Annotated in this window: 20 protein-coding genes; 15 read left to right on the top strand and 5 right to left on the bottom strand. The window is 33.6% G+C overall.

From position 1 onward, the window contains the following. Positions 1–275 precede the first annotated feature (275 nt). Positions 276–2,081 (top strand): ABC transporter ATP-binding protein, encoded by a 1,806-nt coding sequence (locus JRC48_RS07315; protein WP_235071011.1) that lies wholly within the window; start codon positions 276–278, stop codon positions 2,079–2,081. Between the two features lie 2 nt (positions 2,082–2,083). Further along, positions 2,084–3,889 carry an ABC transporter ATP-binding protein gene (locus tag JRC48_RS07310; protein WP_235068914.1) on the top strand — a complete coding sequence of 602 codons (1,806 nt, stop codon included), beginning with the start codon at positions 2,084–2,086 and terminating at the stop codon, positions 3,887–3,889. A 268-nt stretch (positions 3,890–4,157) separates the two neighbouring features. On the opposite strand, the gene JRC48_RS07305 is transcribed toward JRC48_RS07310, so the two are convergent. After that, positions 4,158–4,586: a DUF3899 domain-containing protein gene (locus JRC48_RS07305; protein WP_235068913.1), complete on the bottom strand. Its 429-nt coding sequence runs from the start codon at positions 4,584–4,586 to the stop codon at positions 4,158–4,160. A gap of 273 nt (positions 4,587–4,859) precedes the next feature. On the opposite strand from JRC48_RS07305, the gene JRC48_RS07300 reads away from it, so the two are divergent. The 8 genes from JRC48_RS07300 to JRC48_RS07265 all read left to right on the top strand — a co-directional run bounded on the left by JRC48_RS07300 (position 4,860) and on the right by JRC48_RS07265 (position 14,427). Further along, positions 4,860–6,803, top strand: a complete 1,944-nt coding sequence (locus tag JRC48_RS07300; protein ID WP_304941310.1) for a peptide ABC transporter substrate-binding protein — start codon at positions 4,860–4,862, stop codon at positions 6,801–6,803. A gap of 320 nt (positions 6,804–7,123) precedes the next feature. Beyond that, on the top strand, positions 7,124–8,083 hold the full coding sequence (locus JRC48_RS07295) for an ABC transporter permease (protein ID WP_235068912.1): 960 nt from the start codon (positions 7,124–7,126) through the stop codon (positions 8,081–8,083). Beyond that, entirely contained in the window at positions 8,083–9,522 is a 1,440-nt protein-coding gene (locus JRC48_RS07290; protein ID WP_235068911.1) for an ABC transporter permease, read from the top strand. Before JRC48_RS07295 ends, JRC48_RS07290 begins: the two co-directional genes overlap by 1 nt. A gap of 20 nt (positions 9,523–9,542) precedes the next feature. Next, complete coding sequence (locus JRC48_RS07285; protein WP_235068910.1) at positions 9,543–10,592, top strand: ABC transporter ATP-binding protein; 1,050 nt, start codon at positions 9,543–9,545, stop codon at positions 10,590–10,592. Further along, positions 10,585–11,517, top strand: a complete 933-nt coding sequence (locus JRC48_RS07280) for an ABC transporter ATP-binding protein (RefSeq protein ID WP_235068909.1) — start codon at positions 10,585–10,587, stop codon at positions 11,515–11,517. Before JRC48_RS07285 ends, JRC48_RS07280 begins: the two co-directional genes overlap by 8 nt. A 235-nt stretch (positions 11,518–11,752) precedes the next feature. After that, on the top strand, positions 11,753–12,217 hold the full coding sequence (locus tag JRC48_RS07275; RefSeq protein WP_235068908.1) for a Spx/MgsR family RNA polymerase-binding regulatory protein: 465 nt from the start codon (positions 11,753–11,755) through the stop codon (positions 12,215–12,217). Positions 12,218–12,446: 229 nt separating this feature from the next. After that, positions 12,447–13,259, top strand: coding sequence for a DUF4037 domain-containing protein (locus tag JRC48_RS07270; RefSeq protein ID WP_235068907.1), 813 nt, complete (start codon positions 12,447–12,449; stop codon positions 13,257–13,259). A gap of 43 nt (positions 13,260–13,302) precedes the next feature. After that, positions 13,303–14,427 carry a competence protein CoiA gene (locus JRC48_RS07265; protein WP_235068906.1) on the top strand — a complete coding sequence of 375 codons (1,125 nt, stop codon included), beginning with the start codon at positions 13,303–13,305 and terminating at the stop codon, positions 14,425–14,427. Positions 14,428–14,451: 24 nt separating this feature from the next. Here the strand turns inward: JRC48_RS07265 and JRC48_RS07260 are convergent, their stop codons facing one another. Further along, positions 14,452–15,027, bottom strand: coding sequence for a CYTH domain-containing protein (locus JRC48_RS07260; RefSeq protein WP_235068905.1), 576 nt, complete (start codon positions 15,025–15,027; stop codon positions 14,452–14,454). A 133-nt stretch (positions 15,028–15,160) separates the two neighbouring features. Between JRC48_RS07260 and JRC48_RS07255 the strand changes: the two genes are divergently transcribed. Genes JRC48_RS07255 through JRC48_RS07245 form a run of 3 tightly spaced genes read left to right on the top strand, consistent with a single transcriptional unit; the run spans position 15,161 to position 17,520 of the window. Continuing rightward, positions 15,161–15,853 carry a GTP pyrophosphokinase family protein gene (locus JRC48_RS07255; protein WP_235068904.1) on the top strand — a complete coding sequence of 231 codons (693 nt, stop codon included), beginning with the start codon at positions 15,161–15,163 and terminating at the stop codon, positions 15,851–15,853. 1 nt (position 15,854) lies between these two features. After that, positions 15,855–16,637, top strand: coding sequence for an NAD kinase (locus JRC48_RS07250; protein ID WP_235068903.1), 783 nt, complete (start codon positions 15,855–15,857; stop codon positions 16,635–16,637). Between the two features lie 10 nt (positions 16,638–16,647). Next, entirely contained in the window at positions 16,648–17,520 is an 873-nt protein-coding gene (locus tag JRC48_RS07245; RefSeq protein WP_235068902.1) for an RluA family pseudouridine synthase, read from the top strand. A gap of 33 nt (positions 17,521–17,553) precedes the next feature. On the opposite strand, the gene JRC48_RS07240 is transcribed toward JRC48_RS07245, so the two are convergent. Next, the gene (locus tag JRC48_RS07240) at positions 17,554–17,847 is read right to left on the bottom strand and encodes a rhodanese-like domain-containing protein (RefSeq protein WP_235068901.1); all 294 of its coding nucleotides are present in this window, start codon (positions 17,845–17,847) and stop codon (positions 17,554–17,556) included. Positions 17,848–17,975: 128 nt separating this feature from the next. On the opposite strand from JRC48_RS07240, the gene JRC48_RS07235 reads away from it, so the two are divergent. Both JRC48_RS07235 and JRC48_RS07230 read left to right on the top strand, forming a co-directional pair. After that, positions 17,976–18,866 carry a helix-turn-helix domain-containing protein gene (locus JRC48_RS07235; protein WP_235068900.1) on the top strand — a complete coding sequence of 297 codons (891 nt, stop codon included), beginning with the start codon at positions 17,976–17,978 and terminating at the stop codon, positions 18,864–18,866. 112 nt (positions 18,867–18,978) lie between these two features. Further along, entirely contained in the window at positions 18,979–20,079 is a 1,101-nt protein-coding gene (locus JRC48_RS07230) for an ABC transporter ATP-binding protein (protein ID WP_235068899.1), read from the top strand. A 959-nt stretch (positions 20,080–21,038) separates the two neighbouring features. Here JRC48_RS07230 and JRC48_RS07225 read toward each other — a convergent pair. Beyond that, positions 21,039–22,010 (bottom strand): LacI family DNA-binding transcriptional regulator, encoded by a 972-nt coding sequence (locus tag JRC48_RS07225; RefSeq protein WP_235068898.1) that lies wholly within the window; start codon positions 22,008–22,010, stop codon positions 21,039–21,041. 80 nt (positions 22,011–22,090) lie between these two features. Continuing rightward, positions 22,091–23,428, bottom strand: a complete 1,338-nt coding sequence (locus JRC48_RS07220) for an MATE family efflux transporter (RefSeq protein WP_235068897.1) — start codon at positions 23,426–23,428, stop codon at positions 22,091–22,093. Positions 23,429–23,435: the final 7 nt, after the last annotated feature.

Raw genomic sequence — 23,435 nt, 5'->3', positions numbered from 1 at the left:
ATAAATCTTATTTTTAAAGAGATATTAAAATTAGTTTGTATAATATCTTCCAAAATACGTAAAAAATGGTATAATGAGTAATTGATAAGTATTTTGAAGGGGGGAGAATGTGATGAAAGGAATTAGTCATCCAAATCAATTAAACTTTAATGAGGTGGGCATTTTTTAAATGAAAGAATTCGCATCACTAGAGCTATAAGAAAGTGAAAACTTGTCAAGATCATCAATAAGTAGTTCTAGTTGATAGACTATGAGGGGAAAGTCAGGTGAATTTAATGAATGAGTTAAAAAGTATTTATAATTGGCTAGAAGGGCAACGGTTGAAAATTTTAGGAGCCTTAACGGCAACTGCTTGTGGGATTGTTTTTTCAACTTTAATTCCATTAGTTAATCAAACAGCCATTGATATGATTATTAAACAGAAAGTCGAAGGAAATCAAACCATTATTTCATCAATTGTGTTGTCCGTATCAACCTTTCAAGGACGATTGTTGATGTGTGGTTTTTTAATTATGATGTTTGCGATTATTAATGCGTTATTTAGTTTTTTAAAAGCAAGATGGTCAGCAGAAGCATCTGAAGATTTAGCTAAAAGCTTAAAGGATAGAATGTATAATCACATTCAACAGTTACCATTTATGTATCATAAACGTGTCGAAACTGGAGATCTCATTCAACGATGTACATCAGATATCGACACAATTCGTCACTTTTTATCGTCACAGTTAGTTGAAATGGGATATTCTATCTTAATTTTCGTGATTATTTTTAGCTTTATGTTAACGTTAAATGTGAAGTTTGCTTTAATCAGCGTGTGTTTGACGCCTCTTCTTTTTCTTTTTTGTTTTATTTTCTTTAAGAAAGTTAGAAAATCGTTTAAAGAGGCAGATGAATCAGAAGCACGAATGTCAACGATGATCCAAGAAAACTTAACGGGAGTTCGTGTCGTACGTGCTTATTGTAATCAAGAGTATGAAATTGAGCAGTTTGAAAAATGTAACACGGATTATCGTAAAAAAAGTTACGTCATGACTAAGTTAAATGCGTTGTTTTGGTCAACGTCAGATTTTTTAAGTCTTTTTCAAATTGCTATTACAGTGATCTATGGGGCATATATTACGATTAATCAAGAAATTTCACTTGGAACATTGCAAGCATTCATTGCTTATGAATCCATGATTATTTGGCCGGTTCGTCAGTTAGGACGAATTTTAACTGATTTAGGAAAAACGACGATTTCAGCTAAACGAATTAATGAAGTATTAGGTGAGGCAATTGAATTTGAAGAAAATTTACAAACACCTGAGATTAAAGGAACCATTGAGTTTAATCATGTTGGATTTGAATATGAAGATCATGATCGTATTTTAAAAGATATTACTTTTACAGTTGAACGTGGTCAAACCATCGCTATTATTGGTCGAACAGGATCAGGAAAAACGACGTTAATGAATTTATTGATGCGTTTATACGATTATACGGAAGGATCGATTAAAATTGATGGAGTTGAGTTAAATCAAATCGATAAAAAATGGATTCGCAGTCATATAGGTGCGGTTTTACAGGAGTTATTTTTATACTCGAAAACAATCAAACAAAATATTGCGATTGCGAAAAAAGATGCCATGGATGATGAAATTCATTCAGTCGCACAGTTGGCTTCTGTTCATCAAGTCATTGAAGAATTTAAAGAAGGTTATGACACCATTGTTGGGGAACGTGGAGTGACGTTATCTGGTGGACAAAAACAACGTGTGGGAATTGCACGAGCACTCATTAATGAATGTCCGATTTTAATTTTTGATGATTCATTAAGTGCAGTGGATACACAAACTGATATTGTCATTCGTAAAGCATTAAAGGAACGATCAAAAGATGTGACAACTTTTATTGTTGCTCATCGTGTAAGTACTGTAAAAGATGCCGATCAAATTATTGTTTTAGATCATGGACGTATTGTTCAAAAAGGGACGCATAACGAGTTAATTCATCAAGAAGGGTTATATCAAACATTTTGGAAAATTCAAAATGAAAAAGAAGAAGAAGTCTTGAGTCTTGTTGAGCACAGAAATGAGGTGTAAGTATGTCAAAGGAATTTGAAGAAACCGAGTACACAAAGGCTGATTTTACGATTTGGAAACAAGTGTTATCGTATATGAAACATGATGAACGGGATGTCATTTTGCTCTGTTTATCGGCAATCACATTAGCTATTTTAGATACTGTTTATCCAAGATTAAATGGAATCGTTATCGATGAGTACGTGACTGTAAAAAACGTAAGTGGATTACCTCAGTTTGCCTGTCTTTATCTTGTCGTCATTCTCTTATTTGGTTTTATTGTGTGGTCATTTATTTTATTATCTGATCGCTTACAGTTAAGTATCAGTTATAAAATTAGAAAAGCTGCTTTTAAAAAACTACAAGAATTATCATTTTCTTTTTACGATACTTCTTCTGTAGGATGGCTATTGTCAAGATTAACCTCAGATACAAACCGAATAGGTGGTATTTTATCATGGGGATTAACAGATGCGATTTGGGGCACTTTAGTCATGATTTTCGTTACGATTTCAATGTTTTTTATGAATTGGAAACTGGCTTTGATTACGATTGCTGTCTTACCTATTCTTGCCGTTGTGAGTTATTTCTTTCAAACGCGTATTTTAAAACAGTATCGTCGAGTTAGAAAGATGAATTCAAAAATTACAGGAGCTTTTAATGAAGGTATTACCGGGGCAATTACGACTAAAACGTTAGTAACCGAGGAAGATAATTTACAAGAGTTTTCTCATTTAACGAAAGAGATGCGTGATGGTTCAGTTCGTGCTTCTATCATCAATGCGATTTATTATCCAATCATTGTCGCACTTGGAAGTATTGGAGTAGCTTTAATTATTAATGTCGGAGGAATGGATGTTTTTAACGAAAAGTTATCTTATGGAGACTTAGTGGTGTTCATTTCTTACGCGACTTTATTTTATGACCCAATTCGTACCATTGCACACTTATTAACTCGTTTTCAAGATGCACAAGCCTCAGCAGAGCGTGTCATTTCATTAATTAATACGGAATCAGATATTGTGGATCGTGAAGATGTCATTGAAAAGTATGGACAAATTGGAAACTTGAAAAAAGAAAATTGGGAATCAATTAAAGGTGAGATTGAATTGATTGATGTTGGCTTTCACTATAAAACAGGTGAGAAGGTCATGGAGCATCTTAATCTCAAAATTAAAGCAGGAAGTAGTATTGCTATTGTGGGTCCAACCGGTTCTGGAAAAAGTACGATTGTCAATCTAATCTGTCGATTTTATGAACCAACGAGTGGACAAATTTTAATTGATGGTGTCGATTACCGAGAACGTACCCAAGAATGGTTACATTCACATTTAGGATATGTACTTCAAACCCCACAATTGTTTAGCGGAACGATTAAGGACAATATTCGATATGGGAAGTTAGATGCGACTGATGCAGAGATCATTGAAGCAGCGAAGCTAGTAAATGCGCATGAGTTTATCACTCATTATCCTGATGGATACGATACATTTATTGGAGAAGGTGGATCTGGATTATCAACAGGACAAAAACAACTTATTTCATTTGCACGTGCCTTAATTGCAAATCCGGCTATTTTAATTTTAGATGAAGCGACAGCATCGATTGATATCGAGACAGAAAAATTAATTCAAGATGCCATTGAAGTGTTACTAAAAGATCGAACAAGTTTCATTATTGCCCATCGCTTATCAACCATTGTTAGTGCGGATCAAATTTTACTACTTAAAAATGGTGAAATTGCTGAACAAGGGACTCATCCTGAGTTGATTGCAAAAAAAGGAGATTACTATGAACTTTATATGGGGCAATTTGAGAAAATAAAATAGTAATCAGAAAACACGAATGAGAAATGACGAGTTTATTCGGATTCAAAAGATATCGAAGTCATTTTTCAATCAAACCGAATTTTTAAAAATAAGAGAAAGTTAAAAACGGATTATATATTGATTGAAATGAAATATCTTTTAGGGGTCTATCACGCTTAGAGAAAAGTAGATTTTTTTGTTCATCGAGTGATGAGATAAAAGTTTTTGAGTGTGAAGTGTTAACTAAATAGACGTAAAAAAAGTTCTGACCGTAGTGGTTCAGAACTTTTTACATATATAAGAAGGTAAGTATAAATGAAATGAGAAGCATCATCAGACTAGAACAAAGTAATTGATCAAGATCCTCCCACTTCTGAGATTGCTTGTATTCATAAAATTCTTGAAAATCATGATAAATTTTTTCTCCCGTTTCTTCATCGTAATCATTTTTCATGTCTGTTGCTTGTTTAAGTGACCAATATTTTGGTAAGAAAAAGAGAACGTAACGCTTCGTTTTTTGCCAAGAATATTGAAACGTGTAGAAAGTTCCTTGATCAATGAGCCACTTAAAACAGTAAACACAAAAGAAAAAGAGTGAGACAAGAAATAAAGTATTAATCGTGGTTAATAGATTGATCCCTTGCCAGATAACAAAGAGAGCTGATAAGCCACTAATCCATAAGATTGACTTAAAAAAAATCTGATATTTTTGTAACATATTCCCACCACCTAAGATTTTTTACTAATTATATCAGATTTATATTTGGAATTAAATGTTGAAAACGAAACATAAAATAAAAAGTAAAAAATGAATATATTATGGAGATTATTCTCTTATTTTATACTTTAAAAGTGTATAAACCAAAAATATAGCGCTTACAAATAAAAGTTTTCATTTACAAATATGAAATACGGATATAAAATATTAACAAGTATTTGAAAAATAATACAAAATATACCAAAAAAGGTAAAATATTAAGGGGGCAAACATATGAATAAGAAATTAGTAAGCATTTTTGCTGCAGCTTTTTGTGCCTTTGGACTTGTTGCTTGTTCGAGTGGGAATGATGCAGGGCATCAGTCAGGTACAGAAAATCAAGACACACCGAGCACGAGTGAGACGGGCTCAAATAAAGTTTTAAAATTATTACAAACTTCAAACATTAAAAGTCTAGTGCCATGGAAGGCAACAGATTCAGTTTCATTCTTAATGATCGGAAATATTTTAGAAGGTTTAGTTGTCTTTGGGGAAAATGGAGACATTAAACCAGGAGTTGCAGAGTCATGGGATGTTTCGGAAGATGGATTAACATATACATTCCACTTAAATAAAGATGCTAAGTGGGTCAAATCAGATGGAACAGAGTATGCACCAGTGACAGCAAACGATTTTGTTTATTCTTGGACGAAATTAATCGATCCACAAAGTGGTGCAGAATATAATTTCATGCTTGAAACAGCAGGAATTGAAGGAGCGGGTGATGCGTTAGGATTAGCATCTAACTTAGTTTCTTATAATACAAACTCAAAAGAGTTAGCTTCTTTAAAAGTTGAAAACTATGAAGATGGTGAAACAGGAACAGCTCAAGAGCAGTATGAGGAAGCTAAAGCTGCTTTAGAAGCAAGCATTAAATCAGCTGAAGAAGCTATTTTAGCATTAGGATTTGCATCAGTAGAAGACGCAAATACAAATATGCAACAATTAATTGAAGGATTAGGATTTAGCGCAATTGATGAGTATACATTAGAAGTTAAGTTACAAACACCAACTCCATATTTCTTATCATTAATGGCGTTTCCTGCTTTTTATCCAGTAAATGAAGCTTTTGTTAATGAAGTAACAGAAGATAAATTTGGAACAAGTGTCGATAAATACTTATACAATGGACCATTCTTATTTACAGAGTGGGAAATCTCAAGTAGTTTTTATTTAACTAAAAATCAATCATATTGGGATGCTGACACCGTTGCTTTAGATGCCATCGATTTCACAGTCATTGAAAATGTTGATAACAATACAGCAATTAGCTTATATACAGATGGTTCAATTATGACGGTTGGATTAAACGGTAATAACGTTTCAACATACGGTTCACGTGCAGATGCAGTAGCTGAAGGTGATGCAGGAGTCTTCTACTTAGAGGTGAATCAAGGTAATGGTGCTATGACGCCAGAGATTAAGTTATTATCAAATGTTAAAGCTCGTAAAGCGATTAACATGGCAATTGATAAATCATTTATCACAGATGATGTATTAGCAAATGGATCAACCGTAGCGGATTATTTAGTACCTAAAGACTTTGCTTACGGACCTGAAGGAACAAAGTTTGAAGGACAAGATTTCCGTTCGACTTATTCAGCATTCAATACTTATAATGTAGAAGAAGCTAAAAAGTTATGGCAAGAAGCCGTTGCTGAAACGGGAGTAACTGGAGCAATTGACTTAGAATTATTAATTCAAACAGGAGATACAGCGATCAAAATGGCATCAGCGATTCAAAATGATTTAAATGCTGCATTTGGAGAGTTTGGATTAAGTATTACAGTACAACCTGTTCCATTCCCAGAAAAATTAGCACGTGTTGAAGAAGGAAACTATGAATTAGCGTTCTCAGGATGGAGTCCAGATTATGCGGATCCAATGACGTTCTTAGATATGTTTGTAACTGGTGGAGGACATAATAATTTAGGATATTCAAATAGTGAGTATGATCAATTAGTTAATGATTCAAAATCAGGATCTTTAGCGACTGATTATGAAGCACGTTGGGAAGCTTTAGTTGAATCAGAAAATATTTTATTAGGGCAAGATCAAGCATTAATTCCTTTATATCAAAAAGGAACAGTAAGTCTACGTAGTTTAAAGTTAGTTAATTATTGGCCACAAGCAGTCGGACCAGACTACTTCTTCAAATGGGTTGATATTAAAGAATAATTGAAAAATACGTGGTATTACAAGCATAAGGCTAACTTTAGTCTTATGCTTGTTTACCCTAATACATAAAATCATGAGTAAAAACGTGATGTTTTTTTTATAATTATCTAATGATCAAGAGAAAAGCATAAGTAGTCAATGGGGATCTTACCCTCTATTTAACATTATCGTAAATAAAGAGGTAGGAAAAAGATGACGAAACAATATAAAAAATAGATTTAAACAATCCCAATAACTTTATTAATTTTTTAAATCTATCTTTTATTAAGGTGAGAAAACAACAGTAAGAAAAAAAGATAATCCGGAAGGGGAGGTTAATCATGTTTAAGTATATTTTAAAGCGTCTAGGTTATTTGATTATTACGTTATTTCTAGTTTTAACAGTTAACTTTTTATTACTTCAATTAATGCCAGGAAGTCCATTTGACGGTGAGAAAATGACCGAGGCACAAAAAACAATCTTAGAGGAAAAGTATGGATTAAACGATCCCGTTCCAACTCAGTACATTCGCTATATGCAAGGTGTATTAAAAGGAGATTTCGGCATTTCATTCAAATTACAGAATCAAGAGGTTACTGACTTAGTTTTAACTCGAATTCCTTATACGATTAAACCAGGAATGTTAGCTTTATTAATTGGAATCCTTGTCGGAACAACTTCTGGTGCGATTGCAGCAATGAAACGTAATTCATGGGCTGATCATACAATTACAGTTATTTCAGTACTAGGTGTTTCAATTCCATCCTTTGTATTAGCCGCTTTTTTACAATATTTTATTTGTAATAAGTTAGGATGGTTACCTGTTCTTTATCAACCAGCTAATGAACTTCGTGGAATTACAGTATGGGATGAGATGAAGTCTTTATTATTACCATCTATTTCATTAGCTGTTCCGGTGATTGCTTCATTAATGCGCTATATGCGTTCTGAATTAATCGAGGTATTAAATACGGACTATATTTTATTAGCTCGTGCCAAAGGATTAACAAAATCACAGGTTATTATTCAGCATGCTTTAAGAAATGCATTAATTCCAGTTATTACAGTTGTAGGGCCAATGGTTGTTTCAATTATGACAGGAAGTTTAGTTATTGAACAATTTTTTGGAGTACCAGGTCTTAGCCAATTATTATTAAATTCAGTCACAATGACTGATCAGTTTTTAACGTTAGGAATTGCATTCTTCTATGCATTCTTATATGTAGTTGTTATTTTAATCATTGACTTACTATATGGTGTCATCGATCCTCGTATTCGTTTAGCTGGAGGTGGAAAATAATGAGTCACAAAAAATATGATCCAAGATTATTTGAATTAGCCCAAAACTATCAAGGTCAAGGCGATAGTATTCAAACAGAAAGTTTAAATTTCTGGCAAGATGCATGGCGTCGCTTAAGACAAAATAAAGCGGCATTAATTTCAATGTATGCCATCGCACTATTAGTGATTTGTTCATTTTTAGCACCGTTAGTTGGTCCAAAACATGCAAACGGTGAAAATGTAAAATACAATCAAACACCAGTTTTAATCGATCCTGAGACAGGAGCGCAAATTGAAAAAACACGTTTAAGTTATTTACCACCACGTGTACCAGGTCTTGAAAATTTAGGGATTTTTGACGGAACAAGCATGAAGCATATGACATCTTTTGATTTATTCGTAGGGAATTCGTTACCACAAGACGTTAGTGCACTCAACACACCTTTAACAAAAAAAGAGTTTGTTGAAGCTTTAGGAATCAAATATCATCCAAATGATTACGACATTATTGATTGGTCTGGTAAAGGTGAAGAGATGGTCATTACGATTCAATTGCGTGGATCATCATCAACTGAAACTGTATCGGTCACTGAATTAATGAGTGATTATTCACCTTATCATAACTTAGAATCATTTATTTTAAGTTCAACAGAATTTGATACACAAGGTATTCAAATGATTAAAGTAAAAGTAAATGCTTATGCATTAAAAAATGTGGAGCACTTATACTTCTACTTTGGAACAGATGAGTTAGGATTTGACGTGTGGACGCGTTTATGGACAGGTGTTCAAGTTTCATTATTAATCGGAATTTTATCATTACTTATTGATTTCACAATTGGTATTTTATATGGTTCAATTGCTGGATTTTATGGAGGAACGGCGATTGATAATATCATGATGCGTATTACTGAAATTTTAGGTTCAGTTCCAACAACCGTTATTTTAATTATCTTTATTGCTGCGAAGGAAACATTCTTAACCGGAATTCAAAATTTATTCCATGTTAAATTATCAGGGGTTACAGGATCATTTATTATCTTAATTACAGCGATGAGTTTAACAGGATGGATTTCAGTTGCTCGTGTCGTTCGTGCACAATATTTAAAATTAAAGGATCAAGAGTTCGTTATGGCTTCAACAACACTTGGAGCAAGTAGCACACGTATTATTTTTAAACACTTATTCCCAAATATTATTGGTCAATTAGTTGTCATGGCGACATTCTCAATTCCTGCAGCTATTGCAACAGAAGCGATGTTATCATTTATTGGATTAGGTTTACCAATTCCAATGTCTTCACTAGGAGTTTTATTAAGTGATGGAACAAGTAAAATGACATTTTATGCGTACTTATTATTTGTACCAGCCTTCTTTATGATTTATTTAATGTTAGCAATTAACTTATTTGCAAATGGACTTCGTGATGCGTTAGATCCACGTTTACGCGGAAAATAAGAAAGAGACGGTGATGAGACATGAAGAAAATCTTAGATGTAAATAATTTAAATATCACATTCGATACATTTGCAGGTCCTGTCTCTGCGGTTCGTGGTGTGAGCTTTACTTTAAATGAAGGGGAGACTCTAGCAATTGTTGGAGAATCAGGATCAGGAAAATCTGTAGCTTCTAAAGCGATTATGGGGATATTAGCTGAAAACGGAAAAGTTACAGATGGAAGTATTTTATATACAAAAGAAAATGGTGAAGAAATCGATTTAGCAAAATTATCTGAACATGATTATCATCAAATTCGTGGAAAAGAAATTGCGATGGTCTTTCAAGATCCAATGACATCATTAAATCCAACGATGACGGTTGGTCGTCAAATTATGGAACCTATTATGAAACATCAAGGTTGCACGAAAGCAGAAGCTAAGGTAAAAGCTGAGGAATTAATTCGCCTAGTTGGAATTACAGATCCAGCTAAACGTATGAAACAGTATCCACATCAATTTTCTGGTGGGATGCGCCAACGTATCGTTATCGCTATTGCTCTAGCTTGTAATCCACGTGTGTTAATTTGTGATGAACCGACAACAGCACTTGATGTAACTATTCAAGCTCAAATTTTAGAATTAATTAAAGATTTACAACAAAAAACAAACGTAGCTGTCATTTTTATTACCCATGACTTAGGAGTCGTTGCCAATGTTGCGGATCGTGTAGCGGTGATGTATGCTGGACGAGTTTGTGAAATTGGAACAAGTAATGAAATTTTTTATAATCCATGTCATCCATATACATGGGGATTACTTGCCTCAATGCCTGATTTAGATACAAATGATGAATTACTTTACGCTATTCCAGGAACTCCACCTAACTTACTGACACCACCTAAAGGAGATGCTTTTGCATTCCGTAGCGAATATGCGTTAAATATTGATTTTGAGGAACAGCCTCCGATGTTTAAAGTAAGTGAGACACATTATGCTGCAACTTGGCTGTTACATGAACAAGCACCAAAAGTTACGCCACCAGATGCGGTTTTACGTCTTCGTCAAAAAGGAGGGTATGCGCATGAGTAATCAAGAACGTGAAGTTTTATTAGAAGTTAAAAATTTAAAACAATATTTTAAAATTAATCATCAGACAACCGTTAAAGCTATTGACGATATTTCATTTCAAATTTATAAAGGTGAAACATTTGGATTAGTTGGAGAGTCTGGATCAGGAAAATCAACAACTGGTCGTAGTATTATTCGTCTATATCAACCAACGGCTGGTGAAGTCATTTTTAAAGGTAAAAATATTGCTAAGAAGTTATCTAAAAAAGAAAAAGCAGATGTGTGCCAAAAGATTCAAATGATTTTTCAAGACCCAATGGCTTGTTTAAATCCACGTATGCGTGTCATTGACATCATTGCAGAAGGTATTGATATTCATAAACTAGCAAAAAATAAAAAAGATCGCGAAGAGAAAGTTTATAAAATTTTAGAAGCAGTTGGGCTAAGTAAAGATCATGCCGGACGTTATCCGCATGAATTTTCTGGGGGACAACGCCAGCGTATTGGAATTGCCCGCGCTTTAATTACAAATCCAGAATTCATTATTGCCGATGAGCCAATTTCTGCGCTTGACGTTTCGATTCAGGCACAAGTCGTTAACTTAATGAATACGTTAAAAAAAGAGTTTGGACTCACATACTTATTTATTGCCCATGACTTATCAATGGTAAAATATATTTCTGATCGAATTGGTGTGATGCATTTAGGGCGTTTAGTTGAGCTTGGAACAGCTGAGGATATTTATGAACGTGCCATTCACCCATATACTCGATCACTATTATCAGCTATTCCGCTTCCTGATCCAGATTACGAACGTAATCGTAAACGTATTGTTTATGATAAGTCAAAAGTTGACTATTATAAAGGAAGTTGGACAGAAGTTGCTCCAGGTCACTTTGTTTTAGGAACAGATGAAGAAATTAAGCAATGGAAAAGCGAATGTTAATTATCGACTACTAAGGGTAAAACCTTAGTAGTTTTTTTAGATATCTACTAAGAAGATAAGGTTATATTTAGATAAAATCAAAATATAATAATATAAGACATTTTCTTTTTTTAGATTAATTTTGATGCAAATGAGTTGAAATTAAACTGAAAGTAAGTATTAAGAGGTTGTATCTCATGGGAGTGTAGTGTAAAATATAAAAGATAGAATATCGCTATCGTCATGGAGGGATATGATGGTTGAAATTTATACATCACCTAGTTGTTCATCTTGCCGTAAAGCAAAAAAATGGTTAGATGAATACGGGATTAAATATATTGAAAAAAATTTATTTGTTACAAAAATTACACGCGAAGACATTAAACATATTTTAGAAAAAACAGAGAATGGATTTGAAGATATTATTTCAACGCGTTCAAAAGCATTTAAAGAAAATAATTTAGATGCCGATGAAATGACAATTAATGAATTACTTGATTTTATTGTTGCAAATCCAAGTGTCTTACGCCGTCCGATTATTGTAGATAAGCATCGTTTACAAGTTGGGTATAATGATGAAGAAATTCGTTGTTTCTTACCACGCGAATTACGTAACGTGATCTATTGCAATAACTGTGATAATTGTAACTGTTCGTATGTTAATGCACTAGAGCGCGCTTTAAGTGATAATTTTATTGAACGTACAAATAAAAGAGGTTAATTAAAATATTAACTGTTTATAGGAAAAGAAGTAACGAAGTCAGCAAGTTACTTCTTTTTTTATGAAAAAAGTAGAAATTTTGATTTTTAAGAATCATATTTATAACAATAGGTGAATACATTTGAATAGTGATCTTTAACATAAAAAAGCAACTAAACAGAAACAGTGATGGATAGTTGTTTTTTATTATGTTTTCAAAACGATGTGGCATCAGGAAGGGGGGAGAGCAGTGATTAATGTGAATGAAGTTTTACATCGTATGATTGCTGAATTTCAAAGAATTGAGCAAGTAACTGCTATCGCCATGGTAGGTTCAAAGTTTTGTAATTATCAAAATGACCTATCAGATATTAGTATAAATGTTTATTATACAGCGCCTATTTCAAAAGAGATGAGAAGTGAAATTCTTACTAAATTTTCAAATGATATTGAATTAAGTGGTACGGATATCGTGGAAACTGATCGTTTTCAACTCAGAGATTTTTGTATTGAGATGACGATTTGTTATTTTTGTTTTGAAGACATTGAAAATAAACTGATTCAATTGATGAAAGATGCGGTCATTAATCAAAAGGATTCGACTAAAGTTGCTTATTTCATTCATTATTCGAACATTATTTTTGATCGACATGAAAAATTAAATCAACTCAAACAAAACTACACAGCCTCTTATCCTGATGAATTACGTCGAAATATTATTCAGCTCAATTATCCTAAATTAAAAAAGGAATCAAAATGTTATTATCATCAATTTGAGCGCGCCTTAAGTCGAAGGAATTTTCCTCATTTAATTTCGTTACTCAATAATTATTTAATTAGCTATATCGATAGTATTTTCGCTCTTAATAAACAGTTTAATCCGGTTGAGAAAAGAGTGTTGCAGGTGATGGATGAAACCTGTCGGATTGTTCCTAAAATGTTGAAAGAAAATATTGAGCTTTTGTTTGTGTATGCCAGTCGTTGTGATAAACAGTTACTACAAGTTCTTAGCATTATGATGAATCAATTAGATCATTTGTTGAAAAAAGAAGAACTAGTCTAAAGGAAAATACCCATTGTTTACGTAAAATCTATTGGGTGATAATATGTTAATCGCAAAACAAAACAATCAATTGATTGATTTAAGAAAAATAAAAAATATTGATTTTTCTCAATTAAAATCAGCTTCTAACTATACATGTCCTTACTGTGGCGCAGCTGTTATTTTTAAACACGGAAGAAAACGAAGAGCCCATTTTTCTCATCGGACATCATGCAATTCTAACCATCATCATCATGAAAGTGAGGCTCATTACACAAGTAAATTCCTATTAAAAAAATGGCTTGATGATCAAGGCGTGACACTGATTAAAATCGAGCATCGATTGCCTTCTATCGATCGGATTGCAGATATTTACTTTGAGTACAAAGGTAAGAAATTTGTATTAGAAATTCAAAAAAGTATGATTGATCAAGTACTATTTGAAGAACGAACAAGAGATTATCAAAAGTTAGGAATTGAAGTTATTTGGATTTTCATAGGAGAAATTCAGGCGCGTGAAAAAACTTACTTATTAAATAAAGTGATGAAACTTCAAAAAGGTAGTCGTATTATTCACTTTAATCCGTTTACTCAAACCTTGACGCTATTTAATCATCTCGTCTGGTTGAGCCAAAAAGAGGTTCAAGGAATGGTTGAAAAAATCCTACTAAATGATTTTTCACTGAACTCCCTCCTTTCAACAGATACTTATCACGTATCAAAAAATTTAGATGATTGGTTAACCATTAAACAGCAGTTTAGATGCAAAAAGTCATTAAGTTATCAGAGAAATGAACGTGGATTATTAAGATTATGTGCTCCGTTTTTAATTAATTTTTCACTTCTTCCATCTGTTGTTGGGTGGCCAATTGAGGGAGAGGCTTATTATAAACCGTTATTTATTTGGCAGGGATATGTGGTATTGTGTATTATGTCAGATTATGAAGAACATGATGTTTTTACGTTGTCAGAATTACGTCATAAATTAAGAGTTAGATATCATTTGAAAGAATCAATCGATACTTTAAAAGCATTAAAAGAATATTTGTTACTTTTAGAGTGGTTTGGTATGATTCGTCAACAAGTCGGTTATTATGAATACATTAAGCGTCCCCGCTTATATTCGCAACTTGAACCCTATATAATAGAAGATCAACAGTTAGGTGAACTTTGGATACAAAAAAACTAGCTTCATTTACTGAAGCTAGTTGATTTATTTTAGAATAGCCATTGTGGCACGTTTAATTTTATTTTCAGCTGGACGTTTTGGAATGTGATGTTGATTTAATAACTCGTTAAAGATTTTTAAACCTTCGTTATAATCTTTTACTTCATATTCTAATTCAAAATCAATCACTTCACCATAAAAACTCTTATCAAGAACTAAAAGTCCGTCTTCATATGAAACTTCTGCACGCTTCGTTGTTAAATCCGTGATAACACGTAGTTTATTAACATCAATTCCTAACTCTAAAAGTTTGTCATAAACTAATCCTTTGACAAGTAAATGATCATGCTTTAAGTTAGCGTAATCAGATTTTGTAATTAGTTGATTCGTTTCAATTACTCCAACATCAGCTTTTGTTTTTAACGTTAGTTCATAGGTGTTATTTTTAATACGTACACGAAGGGCTGCTTGATTCTTGTTTAAATCGAAAGTTTTTGTATCAAAATAAACATTTTTTTGTGTCCAAATTTGATTTTCTTCAATAGCAAAGTGTTCAATTAGCTTTTTGTATTCACTTTCATCTAACATGTTTTTAAATTCGATTTCTAGATTTGTTGACATAAACAATCTCACCTCTATTTAATTATGACGTAAAGACATGATATAATCAATGTGTGAAAACAATTTATTAAAATTATTTGAGTGAGACATAACGAATTAAAACTAAAGAGAAGGAGTTAGAGGTGAAGCTAAAATGGATTGGTTAAGTTTTTTTGAGCCGTATGAATTAGCCTTACAAGAATTAAAAATAAATTTACGGGGAATTAGACAACAATACAAAACAAAGGGGCTTCATTCCCCGATTGAATTTGTAGACGGTCGTATTAAAACGATCTCAAGTATCGTCGATAAGTTGGATCGTATGGGGTTATCTATTAATGAAATTGACCGCGTTTATGATATCGCAGGAATTCGTATTAATTGCCAATTTGTAGAAGATATTTATATGGTGGTTGAATTATTAAAAAAACGTCAAGATTTAGAGATTGTTGAAACACGCGATTATATTTTACATCAGCGAGCAAGCGGTTATCGATCATATCATATTCATGCTTACTATCATTTAGAAACGATAGATGGAATGAAACGTGTGATGGTTGAGTTTCAAATTCGTACGCTTGCCATGAATTTTTGGGCGAGTATTGAGCATTCTTTAAATTATAAATATGAAGGTCAAATTCCAGTCGTCATTAAAGATCGACTTAAACAAGCAGCGGAAGCAGCCGCCTGGCTTGATGGACAGATGTCAGAAATCCGCGATGAAATTGCAGAAGCACAAAAAACATTTGAGAAACGTCAAACTGATGAATTTAGAGTAGTTGAACCCCCAGCGAGTTTAGTGACTTTAAATGAAGATTATTTAATTAAGAAACACAAAGGAGAATAGTATGAAAGTAGCGATTTACGCCAATGAGCGTGAACACTCTCAACAAGTGAAGGAACAATTGGAGTTAAAATTAAAAGAAGCCCATATCGAACTAGATCATGAAAATCCAGAAATTGTACTGACCATTGGTGGTGATGGAACAGTCCTTCATGCGGTTCATCATTATTTAGATCAAATTGAAAAAGTTAAATTTATAGGGATTCATACCGGTCACTTAGGGTACTATACGGATTGGTTACCTGATGAGTTAGATGAATTAGTTCAATTTCTAAAACAAAAGCAATCACGTATTAGTCAGTATCCGCTACTTTCAATTATGCTTTGTGAAGATAAAACGTGTCATCAATTGTATGCCTTTAATGAAATGACGCTATTAAATGCTTTTCGAACACAACATTTAAATGTCACGATTGATGACTTATTTTTTGAATCTTTTCGTGGAACAGGGGTTTGTATTTCTACGCCTACTGGAAGTACAGCCTATAATAAATCATTAGGTGGAGCAATTATTTATCCAAGTTTAAAGGCATTTCAAATGACTGAAATTGCATCGATTAATAATAATGTTTTTAGAACCATTGGGTCGCCGCTCATTATCCCACATGAGCAGGTTGTGACACTTAAATCTGAGAATTTTTCTGATGTAACGATTACTCGAGATCATTTATATGAAACATATCAAAATATTGAAAAAATTAAAGTGACGTTATCTAATCGACACGTCACCTTTGTTAAGCGTCGAGATGTTTCATTCTGGGGACGTGTCAAAGATCATTTCTTATAGGAGTTGCAGCATGAGTTTACAGTTAACCTATCAAATTAGTTCGGATGAACAAGGTATGTCTCTTTTAAATTTTTTGAAAAAACAAGAAATTTCAAAAAAAGCAATTGTTGCGACTAAGCATCGAGGTGGAGATTTAACAGTTAATGGTCAACATCAAACGGTTCGATATATCTTACAAGAAGGGGATGTCTTAACGGTCACTTTTCCACCAGAGAAGCGTAGCGTGGGACTTTCTCCCTATGAATATGAATTAGATATTATCTTTGAAGATGAGTATTTATTAGTGATTAATAAACCCGCTGGCATTCCAACGATTCCATCTATTCGTCACCCGCACGAAACGTTGGCTAATGCACTGATTCACTACTACAATGAACAAGGTATTCATTCGACGATTCATTTTGTCAATCGTTTGGATCGAGATACTTCTGGTTTGTTAGTCGTTGCTAAATATCGTCATATCCATCATTTGATGACAAAAGATGTGAAGCAAATTAAAAGAAAGTATTTCACGCTAGTGAAAGGACATCCTAAGTCTTCATTTGGAACGATAAAAGCCCCGATTGCCAGATTACAAGAGGGGAATGTTAAACGTGGAGTGTGTGAAAGCGGAGACGAAGCGATTACGCATTATCGTGTGATGACTTTTGAAGGTGAAAATACATTGGTAGAATGTGAGCTTGAAACGGGACGTACGCATCAAATTCGCGTTCATCTCGCTTATTTAGGACATCCGTTAGTTGGAGATACATTATACGATGAAACATCCATAACGTTAGATGAAGGGCATTTGTTACATAGTTATTATGTGAGTTTTATTCATCCCATTACAAAAAGAGAATACTGTTTTCAAACCGATCTTCCTAATCGATTTAAATTATAAAAAAGTGAGCCAATCCATGGCTCACTTTTTGATTTAGTAGCGATATCTCATGCTAGAGTAACCACCAACGATGCTGATCACTTGATATCCAGATGGTTCTAGCATCATACATGCTCGATAACTTTCACCACCATGAGCACAAATCAAGTAATAAGTATCTTGACGATTCAAGTAACGTTCGGGATACATGACAAGTGTTTGATAAGGAATGTTAACAGCAGTTGGAAGATGAGATTGAGCAAATTGATAAGGATCGCGAATATCAATAATAATTGGATTTGAATTCATCATCTGACTTAATTGAGTCATCGAAATACTTCTTGGCATAATAGACCTCCTTTTGTTCATCGCGTAAATCGTTTTTTATCTTTCACACGGGCGAAACAGTTATTTTGCCGGAATCTAAAAAATGATATACTTAATATATCTTATGAGGGGGGGAGCGAGGATGTTATATGCTTTTACAAATAAAAGAGCTTTATAAAGATCAATGTGTGATTGATGAAATGCCGGATTATCCAAATGATTATTATTGGTTTAAAGATGAAGGGAATCATTTAGTCGGAATAAAAAAAAACATCTCAACATCAGAGAAAAAACTATTAGCATTAATTTTTAATGAAATTATCTCTATCGATTTCGATCAACAAACGAGATTATTTTGGTTAGAGCTACTTTTATATGGAAAAACGAAGTTGTTAGACAGGATGAAAGCCTCTGATAAACATCTGCGATTTATCTTTTTTCATCATAATTTTGACTCTGAATTAAAAATTCAATTTGAACAGTTAATTAAAAGTTTTAATGAAACGTTTATTGTTTTATTTATCGATCGTGAATATGGTGTGATTTTAGATTTTACTAAGCGGGGCGAATATGACATCCAAGAATTTGAGGAAATTGCTAAAGCGATTAATGAAGATTTTTATTATAATACGAATCTATATAAAACCATCGAATATCAAATTAATGAAACTATTTCTTCATCCTTTTTAAAAGAGTTTGATCTTTATAAAACGTATCGAAATCGACACAAGTTAATTATGGAACAGCAAGAGCTTCTATTACAGTATATGATTCTAACAGTAGATGATTACGACGGATTTACTGAAGTGTCACAAAAAATTGAAGGATTAGCCTATGATCTCATAGAGGTTGTGAAATGTTATTTAGAAAATAATTTTAATTTATCAGTGGGAGCTAAATGTTTATATATGCATCGAAATACATTCATGAATAAGTTAGAGAAATTTATTCAGGTGACGGGATTGAATGTCAAAGAGTTTAAAGATGCAATCGTTGCCTATTTAATCATTAAAAATATCGAATTAAGACGTAATGTGTAATGGTAATATGCAAGATGCACAATGTATTAATTGGAAATTTGTGCATCTTGTTCATTGAAAATAAATCGTTTACATTTTATAATTTAACTATACCAAGAGGGAGGAATTAAAAATGGCTGAGTTAAAATTGAAAAACATTTATAAAATTTATGAAAACAATCCAAATCCATCTGTAACAGATTTCAATCTAGATATTGCAGATAAAGAGTTCATCGTATTCGTTGGACCTTCAGGGTGTGGGAAGTCAACGACATTACGTATGATTGCAGGATTAGAAGAAATTTCTAAAGGGGAATTTTATATTGATGGTGTCTTAATGAATGATGTGGCACCAAAAGACCGTGACATTGCGATGGTATTCCAATCATATGCGTTATACCCACATATGAATGTTTATGATAATATGGCGTTTGGATTAAAACTACGTAAAATTCCAAAAGATGAAATTGATCGTCGTGTAAAAGATGCCGCACGTATTTTAGGATTAGAGCAATATTTAGATCGTAAACCAAAGGCGTTATCAGGGGGGCAACGTCAACGTGTCGCATTAGGACGTGCCATTGTTCGTGATGCAAAAGTATTCTTAATGGATGAACCTTTATCAAACTTAGATGCTAAATTACGTGTGGCCATGCGCTCAGAAATTATTAAATTACATGATCGTTTAGCAACAACGACGATTTACGTTACTCATGACCAAACAGAAGCGATGACAATGGCTTCTCGTATTGTTGTTATGAAAGACGGAGTAATTCAACAAATCGGATCACCAAAAGAAATTTATGATAATCCACGTACTGTTTTCGTTGGTGGATTTATCGGTTCACCTGCGATGAACTTTATCACTGGTAAAGTATCAAATGGATATTTTATTGCTGATAACTTAAAATTCCGTATTCCAGAAGGAAAATTTAATACGTTAAAAGAAAAAGGATATAATGAAAAAGAAGTAATCTTCGGTATTCGCCCAGAAGATATTCATGATGAATTAATTGTAGCGGATACGTATGTAGAAGCAAAATATACAGCTGAAATTGAAGTCGCTGAGTTGTTAGGACATGAGTCTATTTTATATACAACATTAGCGGGACAACAATTAGTCGCTAAAGTTGATGCTCGTTCTGATATTCGCATGGGAGATAAATTAGAATTAGCCTTAGACATGAATAAATGCCACTTCTTCAATGTTGAAACAGAAGAAGTGATTCGATAAATTTTATTAAACACACATCATACTTTTATAACGATAAAAAGCTATCTCAAAAGAGATAGCTTTTTTCATTCACTCAAATAAATTGAGATAAAAATAGGGGCGTTTGCTCTTACTACTTAGTTAAAACTTTTCATAAATCAAATTTTATTAAGATTAGTATATAAAGTAAAAAGACTGATTACTTTTTAGAGTCATCAGCCTTTTAAATTGATTGTAATACTAGAATGGATATAAAGCCCTACTAGCGGAGGAAAGCTACGAGTTCGTTTCACTCTCTCCGTAGCGTAGGGGACCCAGCCCTGGTAAAGGAGGAGAGATGATCTGTGATCATCACCAGGGGACCCATCCACTTTCAGCAATCATCTCCCCTATAAGGTTTAAAAAAGGCTAACGACTCAACAGAGTCACCAGCCTTTGGATTAATCACAATACTAGAACGGATATAATGCCCTACTAGCGGAGGAAAGCTACGAGTTCGTTTCACTCTCTACGTAGCACAGGGGACTCAGCCCTACCAGTGGAGGAGAGCTACGAGTTCGTTTCACTCTCTACGTAGCACAGGGGACTCAGCCCTACTAGCGGAGGAAAGCTACGAGTTCGTTTCACTCTCTCCGTAGCGTAGGGGACCCAGCCCTGGTAAAGGAGGAGAGATGATCTGTGATCATCACCAGGGGACCCATCCACTTTCAGCAATCATCTCCCCTATAAGGTTTAAAAAAGGCTAACGACTCAACAGAGTCACCAGCCTTTGGATTAATCACAATACTAGAATGGATATAAAGCCCTACTAGCGGAGGATAGCTAAGACCATCATCAGAGATGATGCTACTTAGCGCAGGGACCCAATCTACTTTCAGCAATCATCTCTCCTATAAGGTTTAAAAAAGGCTAACGACTCGAAAGAGTCATCAGCCTTTTTTGTTAACCTTTACGGTTAGATAACCGCTTGCTTCAAGCTTTTATTTCGTAGATTCTCGTTCGATGAGTCGAACGGGTAGTGAGATGTGCATTTGTTCGATGGGTTCGTTGTTGATGAGTTTGAATAAGGTTTCGGCTGCGATTTCTCCCATTGAAACGATAGGTTGAGCAATGGTTGAAAGGGTAGGATCCATAAACTCACAAATACTCGTGTTATCATAACCGATAATTTTAATATTTTGAGGAACGTCGCGTCCTAATTTTTTCAAACAACGAATACAGTTTGCAGCGATAATATCACTTGCAGCGAAAATTCCATCGATTTCAGGATGTGCTTGTAAGAAATTATGAATATCAGTGATACTCTCAGGTGTAAATTCTAACTCAACAGTATGAACGTTTAAGTTAGAATGTTGGTGTAAGGTGTGTAAAAAACCATTTGAACGTTCATTAGCAGGAGATAAAGTTTTTGGTCCCCTAAATTGAACAATATTGACACAATTTGCAACCATTAATCGGTTTGCTGCTAAAATTCCCCCCATATAATTATCGGATGTAATAGATGGAATATCTTTACTAATAATTCGATCTAATGCAACGATTGGAATGTCAAGATTAGTATAGGATGCGATATCTGGAGAATTTGAACAAAGAATTAAACCATCAATTTTATGAGTTGAAAAAATTTGTAAATATTCCTTTTCGCGTTCAAGACTTTCTCTTGATGTACAAAGCATCGTTTTATAACCATGTTGCAAGATCACTTCTTCAACTCCAGAAATCATATCGTTAAAAAATTCATTTTTTAAATCAGGAATAATAATTCCGATAATTTTAGATGACTTACGATAAAGTGATCGTGCGATCTCGTTTGGAACATAGTTTAATTCTTTAATTGCTTGCATGACTAACTCTTTTGTATGTTCGTTGACATATCCTTTATTATTGATGACGCGTGATACAGTTGCTACTGATACGTTAGCAAGTTTTGCGACGTCTTTAATATTCGCCAAAATTGTTCACCTCTATGCTCATTAACTGTACCCTAATTATAAAGGACAATCTTTGACAGTGTCAATTAATATCAGACAAGCTAGGTAATGAAAGACTTATCAATCCATTTTCTACCTTTAAAACGAAGCGTGAAAATAAGTCCTCTAAAGCATTCATCCACGGCAAACGCAATCCAAATGCCAACTAGTCCGAATTGAAAAGGAATAGCTAATAAATAGGCAATAGGAATACAGATGAGCCACATCCCGATGATCCCAAAAATGAAGGGATAGTTAACGTCTCCTGTAGCTTTTAAGGCATTAGTCAAGACGAGATTGGAAGCTCGACCAATTTCAAGGAGGATATTGACTAATAATAAAGATTTTCCAAGTGATAAAATACTTTCATCTTGAGTGAAAATTCCAAATAATGAATGACTCATAAGATAAGCTATAATCGAAAGAGTGATTGAAACACTAACGGCCAATGCCTGGGTTTTAAATGTTTGATGATAAACGTCTTCAATTTTTTGTTCACCGATTAAGTACCCAACTAAAACTTGATTAGCTTGGGCAATTGCTAAACTAAACAAATAAATAAACATAGACAAATTTGAGGTATATACTCTCGTTGTAATAGCTAATGTTCCAAGTAAAGAAACAAACGATAAAATAATAACCTGTGAACTAGAATAGGCTACCTGTTCAAGTGCTGAAGGAACTCCGATTTTTAAGATGTTTTGTATTTCTTGAATGGGTAGTCGCTTAAAAAAATCTTTTGAAAAGTTAAAATGAATCTTTTTAAAAATAACAAGAGCAATGAGCACAATAGTGACGAGGCGACTGAAAACGGTAGAGATGGCAACTCCAATTGGACCAATTTTTGCAACCCCGAATAACCCGTAAATAAAAATCGCATTTCCAAATACATTTAGTGCATTAGCGATTAATGTAATAATCATAGACTGCTTCGTATAGCCATAACTTCTTAAAATTCCACTTAACACGGGTTGAATAGCCATTAAAAATAAGAAGCTTCCAATAATTTTAGTGTAAGTGACAGTAACCCCCATAATCTCAGTAGGTGTATTCATAAATCGAAGGATATACTTTGAACAGATCACCATCGTTAAACTTAAAATAAGTCCAATGATTAAGTTGGCTCCGATTGAAACAACTGCGATTTCACAAGCCTTTTCTTGATGATTAGCACCTAGATTTTGTGTCATTAAAATAATGGTTCCCGCTGCTACAAAATTAAACATGACTGCAATTAGATTAATCACCTGATTTGACATTCCAACCGCTGCCACAGCTGAGTCGGAGTAGGCACTTAACATAAAGGTATCGACCGTTCCCATTAGCATAAATAATGTTAGTTCAATGAAAATAGGCCAAGCCAATTGCTTTAGTGATTGACGTTTAATTGTCTCGCTCATCTAATCT

It is taken from the genome of Turicibacter sp. TJ11 (assembly GCF_021497505.1).
Taxonomy (GTDB): Bacteria; Bacillota_I; Bacilli_A; order MOL361; family Turicibacteraceae; genus Turicibacter.
The sequence above is the reverse complement of the archived record's forward strand: the minus strand, read 5'-3'. Positions and strand labels throughout refer to the sequence as shown.